The 14904-nt window shown below is 45.9% G+C and carries 14 protein-coding genes; 2 read left to right on the top strand and 12 right to left on the bottom strand.

From position 1 onward, the window contains the following. Window positions 1–50: 50 nt before the first annotated feature. Window positions 51–1007, top strand: a complete 957-nt coding sequence (locus Q4491_RS02435; RefSeq protein ID WP_303454112.1) for a transposase — start codon at window positions 51–53, stop codon at window positions 1005–1007. 226 nt (window positions 1008–1233) lie between these two features. Here Q4491_RS02435 and Q4491_RS02430 read toward each other — a convergent pair whose 3' ends face one another. The 6 genes from Q4491_RS02430 to Q4491_RS02405 form a co-directional block, all read right to left on the bottom strand. Then, window positions 1234–1704 carry a GrpB family protein gene (locus tag Q4491_RS02430; protein ID WP_303454110.1) on the bottom strand — a complete coding sequence of 157 codons (471 nt, stop codon included), beginning with the start codon at window positions 1702–1704 and terminating at the stop codon, window positions 1234–1236. Window positions 1705–1779: 75 nt separating this feature from the next. Beyond that, a complete protein-coding gene (locus Q4491_RS02425; protein WP_303454108.1) occupies window positions 1780–2784 on the bottom strand; it encodes a S66 peptidase family protein in 1005 nt (334 codons plus the stop codon). A 143-nt stretch (window positions 2785–2927) separates the two neighbouring features. Beyond that, entirely contained in the window at window positions 2928–3485 is a 558-nt protein-coding gene (locus Q4491_RS02420; protein WP_303454105.1) for a hypothetical protein, read from the bottom strand. A 232-nt stretch (window positions 3486–3717) separates the two neighbouring features. After that, a complete protein-coding gene (locus tag Q4491_RS02415; protein ID WP_120511066.1) occupies window positions 3718–3966 on the bottom strand; it encodes a DUF3297 family protein in 249 nt (82 codons plus the stop codon). A gap of 406 nt (window positions 3967–4372) precedes the next feature. Next, window positions 4373–4819, bottom strand: coding sequence for a hypothetical protein (locus Q4491_RS02410; RefSeq protein ID WP_303454101.1), 447 nt, complete (start codon window positions 4817–4819; stop codon window positions 4373–4375). A gap of 337 nt (window positions 4820–5156) precedes the next feature. Beyond that, a complete protein-coding gene (locus Q4491_RS02405) occupies window positions 5157–5720 on the bottom strand; it encodes a hypothetical protein (RefSeq protein ID WP_303454094.1) in 564 nt (187 codons plus the stop codon). A 102-nt stretch (window positions 5721–5822) separates the two neighbouring features. Here Q4491_RS02405 and Q4491_RS02400 point away from each other — a divergent pair, with 102 nt between their 5' ends. Further along, the gene (locus Q4491_RS02400; RefSeq protein WP_303454092.1) at window positions 5823–6050 is read left to right on the top strand and encodes a hypothetical protein; all 228 of its coding nucleotides are present in this window, start codon (window positions 5823–5825) and stop codon (window positions 6048–6050) included. A gap of 141 nt (window positions 6051–6191) precedes the next feature. Here Q4491_RS02400 and Q4491_RS02395 read toward each other — a convergent pair whose 3' ends face one another. From Q4491_RS02395 to Q4491_RS02370, 6 genes are all read right to left on the bottom strand, one after another. Then, the gene (locus tag Q4491_RS02395; protein WP_303454089.1) at window positions 6192–6887 is read right to left on the bottom strand and encodes a hypothetical protein; all 696 of its coding nucleotides are present in this window, start codon (window positions 6885–6887) and stop codon (window positions 6192–6194) included. Between the two features lie 160 nt (window positions 6888–7047). Next, entirely contained in the window at window positions 7048–7269 is a 222-nt protein-coding gene (locus Q4491_RS02390; RefSeq protein WP_303454086.1) for a hypothetical protein, read from the bottom strand. Between the two features lie 613 nt (window positions 7270–7882). Further along, window positions 7883–9013: a hypothetical protein gene (locus Q4491_RS02385; protein WP_303454084.1), complete on the bottom strand. Its 1131-nt coding sequence runs from the start codon at window positions 9011–9013 to the stop codon at window positions 7883–7885. Window positions 9014–9433: 420 nt separating this feature from the next. Further along, window positions 9434–9982, bottom strand: coding sequence for a copper-binding protein (locus Q4491_RS02380; RefSeq protein ID WP_303454081.1), 549 nt, complete (start codon window positions 9980–9982; stop codon window positions 9434–9436). 87 nt (window positions 9983–10069) lie between these two features. Then, entirely contained in the window at window positions 10070–13198 is a 3129-nt protein-coding gene (locus Q4491_RS02375) for an efflux RND transporter permease subunit (protein WP_303454078.1), read from the bottom strand. Continuing rightward, the gene (locus tag Q4491_RS02370; protein WP_303454075.1) at window positions 13195–14904 is read right to left on the bottom strand and encodes an efflux RND transporter periplasmic adaptor subunit; all 1710 of its coding nucleotides are present in this window, start codon (window positions 14902–14904) and stop codon (window positions 13195–13197) included. Before Q4491_RS02370 ends, Q4491_RS02375 begins: the two co-directional genes overlap by 4 nt.

Here is a 14904-nt window from a genome sequence, read left to right as displayed (position 1 = left end):
AGCACAGACGTATACTGTATGTTTATCCAGTTCAATTATTGTGACTCCCAATGACGACAGCACGCAGCCAACTTATCAGTATAGAAGCTACGCCCTACTACCATTGTGTTTCCCGCTGTGTTCGCCGCTCCTTTCTTTGCGGCTACGATGAACTGACCCAGACCAGCTATGAACACCGGCGGGGATGGGTTGAGAAGCGATTGAAACGGATTGCCAGTGTCTTTTGTGTGGATGTTTGCGCCTACGCCATTATGAGCAATCACTACCATGTCGTTCTGCATATCAACAAGGAGCAGGCCCACCGCCTCTCGAACCATGAAGTTATAGAGCGCTGGCTCACCTTACATCGCGCCCCTGCGCTGATTCAGCGGTTTTTGAAGCACGAGGCCTTATCCGAGGCCGAACAGTCTGCTTGCTTAACCCTCATCAAAACCTGGCGCGAGCGGCTTTGTTCCATCAGCTGGTTCATGCGCCTGCTCAATCAGTACATTGCCAGCAAAGCCAATCAGGAAGACGACTGCACTGGCCATTTTTGGGAAGGCCGCTTCAAAAGCCAGGCATTGCTGGATGACAATGCTTTAGCTGCCGCCATGGCGTACGTCGATTTAAACCCGATCCGGGCCGGTATCGCGGAGACACCGGAAACCTCCGCCTACACTTCCGTTAAAGCGCGCATTAAATCGCTTCAAAAAAACGAAGCAACGGCGCCCAATCTTTTTCCCTTCGCGGGCAATCCGCGCAGCAATATGCCAGAAGGACTGCCTTTTCACCTGTTCGATTATATTGAACTGGTTGAGTGGACCGGACGGCAAATCAGAGAAGGAAAACATCACCATATCCGCTCAACCCAGCATCCCATCCTTGAACGGCTCGGTTTTAATACAGCTTCATGGTTGAATATCTGCACCAAGATAGCAACAGGCCCCCTCATTGGCACCACCTCGTCAATTCAAGCTGTTTTGCCGAAATTGAACCGGCAGCGCCGAACCGGTGTACAGCTCCCTTAACCCATTCACAGCAAACAGATCCTCAACAGCGATACATTCGTATGCTGCTGCTCGCCTGGAAATCATGTAAAAGACATAAAATCTGACTTTGTATTCCAGCATGCTGTAAATCAGTCTTTATAAAAAGAATATGAAAGCGAATTTTTGAATCTGGTACAGGTCTGTCTGGCTCTGACTTATGCGTGACTGTCCTTGTAACTATCATGACTGTCCTTATTATCTCTTGCTATACCTGCGCTAAAACGTGCTCAATAAACGTCGACTTCTTTTCACGGTACTCGTCGTGTGACAAACCCTCGCACGATTTCTTTAACTCATTGTACTGAACCACTAAATCTGGAGATGCGCGTAACCTGTCACGAAAATCCACAAAGCACTCGAGCTCTAAACCTATCGCTACCACCTGAAAAGCCACATCTTCGCTTGTTGACTCAAGCATGCATAGTTCAGCTGTTCTCAGTGTGTTTTTCTTTTCTTGGAACCCCAAGGTGAGCAAAATACGCGCAGAAGCTTCCAGCTCGTGCGCATCAACGCCGATCAAGATATCAAGATCACCTTTTGAAATAACACCTGGAACAGATGACGCTCCCACATGCTCGACTCTTGCTGCTGGCAACAGCCTCCGTATTTGATTCAGATAATAATCAAACCGCTCATGACAGGCTTTTTGATACTGATCCGGACTAAGAAATTTCATATTTCCTCTTAATCATCAATTGTCCTAACTACGTATAGTGTGTCTGTCCTGGTAACGAGCTCTCTGAATCATTGCTTATTTCCCGGCTAACCACTGGCTTTCCAGCTGAAAAATCTGATTATCAAAGTCAATGCTGGCTTGCACACCTAAAGGTGTCACCAGCATGGGATGGGTATGACAACTGTCAAAGCCATATAATATTGGCATGTTCTGACCATTAAGAACTTCAAGCAAGACGTCTAATGGCGAACAATTTGTTCCTTTGTCATCAAAAAGCTCATGCTTACCAAGCACTATCGCTCCAACCTTGTCAAAGACGCCACAAGCCTTTAAGTGAGCAAACGAGCGTTCAACAGTTTCTATTCCTTTTAATGAGTCCTCAATCAGCAGTATGTCACCTGAGTGTATTTCTGGCATATAATGGCTTCCCCAAATACCTGCCATGGTATTCAGATTACCGCCAATAATACGCCCGGTGATTTTTCCGCCCCCAAGAAATGTCCATTCGTTGCTAAAAACAGGCTTTGCCGTATTTTGTGTTTCCCAATCCAGTTTAACGTCTGTCCAGCGTTCAGGCATGACATATTGATATTCACTTTTCTCTGAACTCAATATATCCAGAAATGACTGAAAAGTGTCATCAACTAAAGGCGGAAACTCACCAAACGATGCCACTAAAGCGGGTCCATAAAAAGTGACAAGACCCGTTTGTGCATAAATACCAAGTAAAAGTGCAGTCACATCGGAATAACCAACAATGATTTTTGGATCTTTTCTCAGAGCCTTGTAATCAATATATGGCAATAATGAATTACTGTTATTACCGCCAATGGTCGACATAATGCATCGAATGCTTGGATCTCGGATAAGCTGATTGAACTCTTCAGCCCTGGCCTGAATTGATCCAGAGCGATATGAGTCTGAACATCCTGTCAAGGCTCCTTCAACCAGCTCAAACCCTTGACCTTCCAGGTAGGCTTTCGCTCTTGAAAATCGATTGGGTGCGAATACTGTTGCGGGTGAAGACGGTGAAAAGAAGCCTATTTTGTCACCAATAGTTAACGCTTTTGGGAATATCACAAGTCACAAGTCTCCATGATTTTAAGAACACAATAACACCTGCCGAAGGGATGTGAATCATGCTACCTGGATATGGTGTCATATAAGATGAAAACACAACGGCCTTTGACATTTCATGGCACAATCCCTTGCCATACAAACAGTCACAGTTTTTCTGATAACTTCTTAAGGTACGATTTTGCCAACTCATGATTGTCACGACTGAGCCACTTGATGCAATCAAACAACTCCCAGATTAAGCCTTTATCACCGTTGGTATACACTGGAAAATCATCATGCTTAGGAGATTTTTCGTCGGTTAACCGGCTTTCTACGATACCCTTCTTATCGAATAGCACGTTAAACGGTTTGGATATATAAAAGGGTTCACTTAAATCTAAACAATGAATCTCAGCACTTGTCAGATCATTGAATATGTGCTTCTTGAAATAAGCATTCTCGTTATGAAATCCATCGAGACAATAAAAGATGTCTTTTTCTGATTCAAAATCTGAAAAACATGAACGAACAGAGTTATGACAGTCTTTTTGGGTGAAAACGATAATGTCTGCATCCGAAACACGGTCACCTGTACCGGCTGCAAGTGAGCCCAGCAATACAGCTGCAATGATATTTTCATCAGGATAAAAAGCGGTACATGCCGAATGAATGAGTTCTTTTTGAAGTGGTAATTGCTCGAGCTTAAGACCTTCCTGGTTCAAAATCACCTCCTTTTATATAGCGCCACAATCAGGGATGAATAAGCACATTTTATAACTCATCAATGACGTAAACGTTTAAACTGCAATAAACGCCAAACATTTAGTAACAAGTATAAATAACGAGCATGGGGATATGAAAGCTGCCGATATGTTTATATAGACAGTTGAACCAACACATAGAGCCAGCAATTCTCTCACTCTATGTGTTGGATTATAAGCAGTAAAAAACCACTTATTTATAGAAAGCTTCTACTTCGCCTTTCAGTTTGATCAGCATTGGCTGACCAAAACGATCTTTTGCTTTCGGTGAAGGGATTTTGACCCAACCCTCACTGATGCAATATTCTTCAACATCAGTACGCTCTTTGCCATTCAGACGAATGCCGATATGGTGTTCAAAACACTCCGCCACATAGTGTGGGCTGCGAGGGTTACCGGCAAGATGATCGGGTAAAGCTGGTTTATCGTTAGTGTCGCTCATGTTCATGACCTGATGTATGTACAAAGTGCGTCATTGTAGACAATGCCCGCCCGAGGCTCAACAAGGTAACGAGACTATTTCGCCTGGGCTTTGGGGCGTTCTTTGACGTGACTGTCCTTGTAATTCTGATAAGCCTACCAATTTTAATAAGTACTTAACGAATGACATGGACTCCCCACATCAAGCTTTGCCACATTTGGTATCCTTGATAACGAAATAACCGGATACTCACAAAAAACCATGCAGACGAAGCCCTTGAAACTTTTTCATATATGCCACTCGATCTCATCACTTGCCTCAGAAAGATGCTTATCACCCTGAATTCGATGCTATGCGATGGCATCTCATGACATTAACAATCAGAATGATTTAGCTCTTAACGCCATAATCGTTTATTGTAAACATCCTAACACTGAACAAAGAATTCTGAGTTTTCCTTTGAGATAAGTTTGATCGATAACTTCACCTCTTCGGACAGCCCAACGTATTCCTTTTCAGGTAAATCTGGCCATATTTTTTTCGGCAGATTAGAGAAAAAATAATTCTTAGTTAAACCAACAAGAAGTGTATTACACTGCGACTCACTGATGTCTTTTGTTTTTCCTACTAAATTACTTACCAAAAGAAGCTTATTATCAGATTCTTCAACTTCAAATTTTTCGACTTTAAAACTTGTTCCGTTTATTCTTTCGTCTTTCAGCTTGTCGGTAAATAAATAAGCAGACAATTCGAGCTGTAACTTACCAAAGTCATACTGACTCGCTGGAACACTCTTCAGGCTATCTAAACTTGCAGCTTGTAAGCTAAAGCTAGCCAATAGACCAGATAACAGAACCCATCTTTTTTTTCTCATACATACTCCTTATTATCACAAACCAACGTTAATCCAACTTAATACATTATGAGGTAGAAAATATATAAGTGCGTGATAAGGCTCTAAAATACATAACAAATAACATGTCCCCTCATCATGCTTTTCCGAACTTGATCAGCCTGATTACGGTATTCTTATAGGCCACCACGTCACAATATTTTTATAGCCCTGATTTGATGACTATTTTTAGTTGACAGACATTCTTGGCTGAGTGAATGTCGCGCTTCAAATCCGGTCGTTCTCTCAGCATTGTTCTATGCGTGTCAGACAATTTCCATAAGCAGTTCTTTGAGGTGACTGTCCCTGTAATTAAGGTTCATTTTTCATGCCAAAACTGCTGAAAACAATGCGAGAAATAGCTTCTAATTGAATCAACGCTTCCAATATGTGCGTATTCACCTAGGTTTGTCATGATTTCGAACTTATGCTTAGACCTTGGCATGAAACCAGGAATTGAAACATATATATCTCTATTACTTTCCACATAAACGTTTTTATATTCATCAGATCTCGTCTTTATATTTAAGTCATCTAAGTTCTTTGTTGGCCACCATTTTGCGTCAGACAACTCTCGCCATTCACATTTATTTAAAAGCTCATTTATCCAGCTTCTATTTTCTACGATTTCAAAGACAGTAAGACTGTGAAGAAGCAACCCAATTTCGGAAGGATTAAAAATGACCAAATGAACCACATAACGATCTTCCAGTTGGGTTGCTTTAACAAAATCTAGGTGTAAACTTCCATTCCGAATTAGTTCTCGGTTTACTAAATAAGATTTCCGACTAATGTTATGGTTTCGGTAGTTCAGATAAAGAGCAAAAATAGCAACTGATAAACTTATCACACTAATTGCTATTGTATAAAAATCTTGATTCATAATGACTTCCTGTTGAAACCTAACGAATGACATGGACTCCCTCTTCTCATCAGGCTTTGCCACACTGAGGTAAGTCTGAATACGAAATCACCGGAGGCCACCATGTCACAATCTGTCTATGGCATTGATTTAGCCAAACATAGCTTCAGTATCCACGGTGAGGTTCAGCAAGGCAAGGTGTTGACCCACAAAACAATAACACGATCGAAAGTCCTCTCGACTTTTGCCAACATCCCACCTGCAATCATCGACATGGAAGCCCGTGAGACCTCACAGAGAAAAACATTTGGACAGACAAATGAAGAAAAACTTCATAAAATTCCTCTTTAGCTTGTCTGTCCTTGTAATTCAATACGTCCATATCACCGCCGAAAGGCGAACAGAACAAGGAGAATGGCCGCCATACCGCAAGCGGAGGAACGCACTACAACCGACAGCAAAAATCATGTTTGTTAACAGTATGCTTTCACCTTACTCCTCAACAATTACATGAATATCTATAGAGGAGCTAAGTGTAGACTTTTTGCGTCGATATTCATTGATAGCATGATTGCTATTGGTTTTATCTTTCGGAGGCACTGGTATCTCTGGTAATTCTTGAACCAAATATTTGCACTCTTTAGCGACTAAGTTGCGATCATCTAAGTCACAGATATTGTCCATTAACTTTGATAGCTCAACTTGAACATCATCAATTTTTTCAACAATATCGGAAGCAAGCATAACGCCTTTTGCGCCACTTTTAATTCTTTCTAGCTGATTCAATACCTTATGAACAGAGCCAATTATTCCAGTCCTAGCTTCAACCCGAATTACATCATGGTGTTTTGCTTTGGTTTGATACAAAGACTCCGATATGATTGCATCTGACAACCACTTCGCATCCGAATAGAGCAACTGAAGACCTTCTCTAAAATCTTTGTATGAGCTAATGCCTTGTAGTAGAAGCATTAATGTACCAATAACCGTTACTCGCGCTTTAATCGACCCTTCTTCAAACTCAATATTTATATCAAGTCCTTCAGATAAGAAGAACTCTGTACGACTTAACGTAAAAGCTCTTAGGCTTTCTTTGAACGCTTCAAGCTGTTCTTCAGTCTCAATTCCCGTTGGCTCAACGTGAATATACGCCTGACTAAGAATATTTTTATTTATGTAATCAGCCACGAAAACCCCTCAATACTGTTAACGCCGCATCAAGGTGTGAGCAACGCTACCGCCAAACCTAAACCATACCACCGTAAACACGAAACCCAACGATGGAATAAGAATTTCCAAGCGTTGGGAATCACTCTTAAATACTTTGCTATGTTCGTGCTTTCAAAATCTAGCGTACATATTTGAACTTAACATTGCGGTTGATGTACGCATTTAGCCCATCACCTGAAGCTGCTAACTTTTTCATTGAATCAACGTGACCACTTCCTGCACTGGCATAGCTATAAGTATATGGTCGTGCAGTACCATCAAACCAAACCGTTATATAATCAGCTCCAATTTCGTAGCCTCGAACACCTGAATCATTATCAATGTCTTTGTAAATTTCCATTTATACCTCATAGTCAGTCGCATATAACGCTATATGCAACTATAGTATTACACATTTATTGGAGCGATATATCGCTTGAGATCAAAAATAAGAATCAATTTCAGAGGGTACACAATAAGTTGTCTAGAGCTTCACATTATTTAATAAGAACATAACGAATGACATGGACTCCCCCTCATCAGGCTCTGCCACACTAGGTAAGTCTGACTACGAAATTACCGGAGGTCACCATGTCACAATCTGTCTATGGCATCGATTTAACCAAACATAGCTTCAGTATCTACAGAGAAGATCACCGAGGCAAGGTGTTGATCCACAAAACAATAACGCGGTCAAAAGTCCTTGAGACGTTTTCCAATATCCTGCCTGCAATCATCGGCATGAAAGCCTGTGGAGCCTCACATAGAAAAACATTTGGACAGACACATGAAGAAACAACAACGTCATCACGTTCCCCTTTAATGTGTCTGTCCTTGTAATTCTCCCCACCGAATGCCAATTGAACAATTTACTTAATAAAGCTGTCCGGGCTTGTTCAACACCCGTATAGAAGTGTCGGCTGCGCGACACGTATCCTTATTTGTTTGATTTTGATTTGATTTTGATTTGTATGCTAAAGTTTTCCTGAAAACCATTCTTTATACATTTTCGCTATCTCTGGGTCATCCCCAAAGACTTCTGTAGTAATACGCGCACTCACATCAAGATTATCAGCAGAACCACTAGCTATTTTCGTGTTTGAAAAAAGCGAAGAATAAAGTGCCAAGCCTTTATCCATAGTAATGAATGCTGTATTAAAAGCACTGCCATTCTCTGTATGGAATTTATGCAGGCTTATCATAAGTTCAATCGCAGTCAAGTCACATACTGCATTATAGGAGTCTACATCTGTGTATACTTGAGAGTCCTTAAGAACTCGTTGTGCTGCGGTTTTTTTACCATTCATGGTAACTCTTAATAAAGCCAATACTACAGCTAGATCACTTTTTACTAGTTTAACTTCTTCCGCAGAGCTAAACACAAACTTTACCGCGGCTTCCCTAGAGTTTTCGGTGAACTGCTTATTCAACTTTGGCGCCACTTTTTGAAGAAAACTCATTCTTTTCTGGATTGTGTCAGCTAACATATCCCGAAACGGGTAGTAGTACTCATTACCGTTCGGATACTGAGCAATATTTAACTTAGGTAGGGCTGCTTTCAATGATTTAGTAACACGTTCAACTTGTTCATCAATCATTGCATTATCAGGGGTTTTGTTTTCGTTTCCCTCAATAACAAAAGCCGTTATATCCACGATAACCTTATTGTTTAAAAAAATGCTATCGAACGAATCATCGGGCTTATTTTTTTTCTTTTTGCCATTTACATAACGGCTAACGATCTGACTTACAACATTTCTATCTGCTAATAATATTGTTTGGTTCTTTATGAAAGAACAAGGAATCCAACCACCAAAAACCAATAAGAATGCGTCGTCTTTGTGTAAGTTCTTAACCGACAACTTAACGTTTGTATTCTTTAGATACATACGACTAACTATATCAAATAACTGGACTGTAACAGAGTCTGTGTCAATCATTGATACCATATCAGAGAATGAGTTTGGTACAATATTGAATGATTCGATAGTCTCCCCATGAATAACAAGCTTACCTGCCCAATCTCTTCCAACCGCTGGCTCCATATAAAACAACCTTTTATTTATTTGTAAATTAAAAAATAACATTTTATTCAACGACATCATGTCGTATATTTCTTCATACAGATCTATATATAAGTATCTGATATTAAACAAATTACCTGAGATTACCATATGATGTCGTATATCTCGCTTTTGCATCAATTTCTATGTAACTGATTCACATATGATTTCATCATTCATGTTCGTTGTATCGTTAATCAGTGACAAGTGATTCGAAATAATAAAGCGATATTCTATCGTCTCAGATCTGTTCTTAACCAGACACGCTACCGCCCTTCACATTGAAGTGAATCGCATGATGGAAATTTGACGCTTTTATATGATATTCAGATATGGCTGCTATTTCACAGCTTTAATGTGTTTTGAGTTGCATATCTGTGCATTAGGGCAAGTTCTACGGCGAGAAAAAAGGAGGCGGTGCCTCCTTGAGTAGGTGAAGTGTAAGCTGTTGATGGGGCTGGATTACTGCACCATGATGCTCTTCACCATACCGGCTTCGGCGTGGCCGGGGATGTTGCAGGCGAGCTCAACCTCTGGTTCACCGTGGAAGTGCCAGAGCAGGGTTTTGGCTTTACCCGGTTTTACCGTCACGGTTGAGCCGCTGTCGTGATCATGGCCGGTTGTCATGTTGCGCATCATTTCCCGGTGTTTGAGTTGTTCTTCCATTGAGCCGATGGAGAACTCATGGTCGATCTTGCCTGTGTTCATTACGACAAACTGCACGACATCGTTGGCTTCGATCTGCACGTCTTTCTTGAAGCGGATCTTCATGTCATCGGAGAGAATAACGTGAACCACTTTGTCGGGTTTGGCGCCTTTTGCGGGCATACCGACAGCAGACATGTCTTCCATGTTCATGCCATCCATTTTCATCCCTGAATGATCCATTTTACTGTGATCCATTTTCGAATGATCCATCGAGCCGTGGTCCATTGAACCGTGGCCCATCTCATCCGCAAGGACAGGCGTCGTGGCCAGTATCATGATAAGGGCGAGTACTGTTTTTTTCATCTGTATTTCCTTTGTGTTCAGCAAAATTATTCTGATGTGTTTACCTTTGTGCCCTTCTCCCGCCGGGCAGGAGAAAGGCAAAGATAGTTAACGGTTTGATGCAACTTCGCGCTGCTTCCACAGCTTGAAAATGGCGGGCAGCACCAGCAAGGTGAGAAGCAAGGCTGACGCCATGCCGCCAATCATAGGTGCGGCAATACGCTGCATGACTTCCGATCCTGTGCCTGAGCCGTACATAATGGGAATCAAGCCGATGATGACTGTTAAAACTGTCATCATCACAGGGCGGACACGCAGCCCGGCCCCTTCCCGGATAGCATCGGTCAGATCCTGTGGCTGCAGGTGATTCTGCTGTTCTTCTGCCTGTAATTTGCGCCAGTGCCAGGCCTGATTGAGGTACACCAGCATGATCACGCCAATCTCGACCGCCACGCCTGCCAATGCGATAAACCCGACGCCTACCGCAATCGAGAAGTTGTATTGCAGGAGATACATCAGCCAGACGCCACCCACCATTGCCAGCGGCAGGGTGGCCATAATGACCAGCACTTCCCCTACCCGCCGGAAGCTGAAATACAGCAGCAGCATAATGATCATCAGCGTAACAGGCGTAACCACACTGAGTTTTGCCTTAGCCCGTTCCATATATTCATACTGCCCGGACCAGGTCAGTGAATAACCGGCTGGCAGCGACAGTTCGCGGGCCACAATCTCTCTGGCTTCGGCAACGTAAGAGCCCAGGTCACGATCTTCAATATCCACAAACACCCAGCCGTTGGGACGGGCATTTTCTGTTTTGATCATCGGCGGCCCGTCTTCGTAGCGAATATCGGCCACATCGGCGAGGGCAATCCGGGCGCCGTTAGGCGTGACCAGTGGCAGGTTCTGCAGTTTCACCACGGAATCCCGATAGTCCTGCGGGTAGCGGACATTGATCGGATAACGCTCCAGCCCTTCAATGGTTTCACCAACGTTCACACCGCCAATTGCAGAGGCAATCACCTGCTGAACGTCCTGGATGTTCAATCCGTAACGCGCAGCCTGGCGGCGCTTGATATCAATGGTGACATAGCGCCCGCCGGCAACCCGCTCGGCATAGACAGAAGCCGTGCCCGCTATCGCGTTGAGGATAGGCTCAATCTGCGCGCCGATGGTTTCTATTGTTTTCAGATCCGGCCCCGCAATTTTGATCCCTATCGGGGTTTTGATACCCGTTGCCAGCATATCGATGCGGGTTTTTATCGGCATCACCCAGGCATTGGTCAGGCCGGGAAACTGCACCAGATCGTCGAAAGTTTTACGCAGCGATTCTGTCGTCACGCCCTCGCGCCACTGATCGCGCGGTTTGAGCTGAATCACGGTTTCTATCATGGTCAGCGGCGCGGGATCGGTTGCGGTTTCTGCCCGGCCAATCTTGCCCCACACGGTTTCCACTTCCGGCACGGTTTTGATCAGCTTGTTGGTTTGCTGCAGCAGCTCACGCGCCTTGCCAACTGAAATGCCAGGATAGGTGGTTGGCATGTACATCAGATCGCCCTCGTCCAGCGGCGGAATGAACTCACTGCCCATTCTGGCGGCCGGGTAGTAAGCCGATGCCAGCAGCGCCAGTGCCACTACAATCACGGCTTTAGGATAAGCCAGACTGAGATTCAGCAACGGCCGGTACAGGGCCACCAGCCCGCGGTTGGCCGGGTTTTTGTGCTCAGGCAACACCTTGCCGCGAATAAAGTAGCCCATAAGCACCGGAACCAGCGTGATCGCCAGTCCGGCAGCTGCGGCCATGGCATAGGTTTTGGTGTAAGCCAGCGGCGAGAACATCTTGCCTTCCTGACCTTCCAGCGCAAACACAGGCACGAAGCTCAGGGTGATGATCAGCAACGAGAAAAACAAAGGCGCACCGACTTCTTCTGCCGCTTTGCCGATCACCTGCCAGCGGTTCTGATCCGTTAGCGGTGTGCGTTCGATGTGCTTGTGCACATTTTCAATCATCACAATCGCGCCATCGACCATCGCCCCGATGGCAATCGCAATCCCGCCGAGCGACATGATATTGGCATTGATCCCCTGCCAGTGCATGACGACAAAGGCCGCTAAAATACCGACCGGCAAACTGATAGCTATCACCAGTGAGGAGCGGATGTGGAATAGGAAGATGGCGCAAACAATCGCCACCACGATGAACTCTTCCGCCAGTTTCTGCCACAGATTCTCAACCGCAGCGTTAATCAGGGTTGAACGGTCATAAGTGGGCACTATCTCGACACCGTCCGGCAAGCTGCGCTGCAGTGCTGCCAGTTTGGCTTTCACCGCCTCAATTACCTGACTGGCGTTCTCGCCATAGCGCATCACAATCACACCGCCTACCGCTTCACCTTCGCCGTTCAGCTCGGAAATGCCGCGTCGCATTTGCGGGCCAATGTTGATATCGGCGATATCTCCCAGCAGCAAGGGGGTGCCTTTGGCTGTGGTTTTCAGTGGCAACGCTTTCAGATCGTCAACGCCGGTCAGGTAGCCGGTTGTTCTGACCATGTGCTCGGCTTCGGCCACTTCGATAACCGATGCGCCAACTTCCTGATTACCACGCTGAATGGCGTTGTTAACCTGCTGGAGCGTTAAATCATAAGCGCGCAGCTTGGCTGGATCTATCTGCACCTGATACTGCTTCACCATGCCACCGACTGTGGCCACTTCCGACACCCCATTAACGGTTTGCAGTTCATACTTGAGAAACCAGTCCTGCAGACTGCGCAGCTCAGCCAGATCATGCTGGCCGGTTTTATCCTGCAGCACATAACTGTATACCCAGCCAACGCCGGTCGCATCCGGACCCAGGGTCGGTTTCGCGTTCGCCGGCAGCTTGGGCGCAACCTGGCTGAGGTATTCCAGTACCCGGGAACGCGCCCAGTACATGTCGGTATCATCGTTGAAAATGATATACACGTACGAGTCGCCAAAGAAGGAATAGCCACGGACCGTATCGGCACCCGGCACTGCCAGCATGGCGGTGGTCAGCGGATACGTCACCTGATCTTCCACCACTTGCGGTGCCTGTCCCGGGTAGCTGGTTTTGATGATCACCTGTACATCGGATAAATCCGGCAGTGCATCGACCGGGGTATTTTTAACGCTGTACAGGCCCGCCAATGTCAGGAACAGGGCCGCTATCAGCACCAGAAAACGGTTGTGGAGTGACCAGCGAATAATGGCAGCTATCATTGCTCACCTCCGGCCGCATTCAGTTGTTTCAGGCTGTACTCACTGCCGTTGCGGACAATCAGAAAGCGGACGGTTTGTCCTTCTGTAAACGCAGACAGATCGATACTGTCATCGACGGTAAAGTTCATTTCGCCCGGCTGCCATTGCCATTCAGGCACCGCTGAATGTGACAGAGTGATCATCCCGAAATCCGCCATCAGCATTGTAATATCACCTTTTACCCAGATTTCCCGGGCAGCAGGCTGCTCCTGCACCTTATAATCCACCACCTGATACTGGCCGGATTCTAGTTTGGTAATTTCGAAATCCAGTGTCTGTCCCGTCTTCAGTGGTGCCATTTCCAGGCTGTCAGCCAGAGTGAAATTCATCACCATGCCCGGCCAGTCCCATTCCGGTACAGGCTGATGGTTTATCGTCAGCATCTTGTGATCGGCCATCACCTCGGTAATTTCACCGGTTGCCCAGACTGTGGCTTGTTCAGGTTCAACACCGTTGATGCGTGCCAGATCTGCCGACTGACTGGATTCTGAGTCCAGCAAGAAATGTGCAGAGGTCACGACGCGGTCTTGCAGGCTTAATCCTTGCAGAACTTCAATCTGTTCTGCCGCCTGGCGGCCCACTTCTATCCGGGCAGAGCGATATTTCCCCTCACCTTCTGACAACACCACGCGCGTCATACCGCCGGAGCGAATCACCGCAGAGGCCGGAATCGTCATCACCGCTTTGTCTGTCTCGGGCTCCAGCACGATGTTGGCAAACATATTGGGTTTGAGTTCGCCCGCTGCATTGTTGAAATTCAGCCGCATCCGCAGAGTACGGGTGGCTGGGTCAAGAATGGGATAGACATAATCCACACGCCCCTGCCACGCTTTGCCCGGCAGGGCATCCAGCGTCATGGTGGCTTTACTGCCTGTTTTTATCCAATGCGCCTGGCGTTCAAACACCTCGGCATCGACCCAGACAGTATTCAAGGGCCCTGCGCTAATCACCGACTGCGCCGGTGACAGATACGCCCCTTCACGGACATTCAGGCTGGCGATCACCCCGTCTGCCGGGGCCTTCACTTTCACTGTTTGTACCGCTTTGCCACTTCTGGCGATGGCCTGAATTTGTGCCTTATCAACTCCCAGCGACACCAAGCGCTCATAGGCGCCTTTAATCAGGCCATCACGTTTAGTGCGGTATGCATTCAATAGCTCTTCCTGGGCTTTGACCAGTTCCGGTGAATACAGGGTGAAGAGTACATCTCCTTGCTTCACCTGCTCACCAACCGCATTGATGTAAAGGTTCTCCACCCAGCCGCTGACACGCACGTTGGTTTGCCACAAGTGCCTTTCATCAAAAGCGACATACCCGACGGTTTCAATTCTGGGCGACAGTGGCTGGACAGACACCGCAGCCGTTTTCACGCCAAGGTTGTTTTCCACCGCCGGATCAATACGTACCGTGCCCGGTTTAGTCTTAGAACCGCCTTGGTCTTCTTCATAAACCGGGATCAAATCCATCCCCATCGGCGACTTTCCCGGCTGATCTCGCCGGTAGTTGGGGTCCATAGGTGCCACCCAGTACAGCGGGGCTTTGGGTGTATCCGCTGATGAGTCGCTGTTATTGGCTGACAGAGCCTGGCTGCTGAGGTATTGACTGCCCACATAGCCGATTGCGCTTCCAATCAGCAGCGCCAGCACAGTAATTGTTATTGTTTTCAT

The sequence above is a fragment of the Photobacterium sp. 2_MG-2023 genome (assembly GCF_030547675.1).
Lineage (GTDB): Bacteria > Pseudomonadota > Gammaproteobacteria > Enterobacterales > Vibrionaceae > Photobacterium > Photobacterium arenosum.
This window is presented reverse-complemented; position numbering and strand designations above follow the sequence as displayed.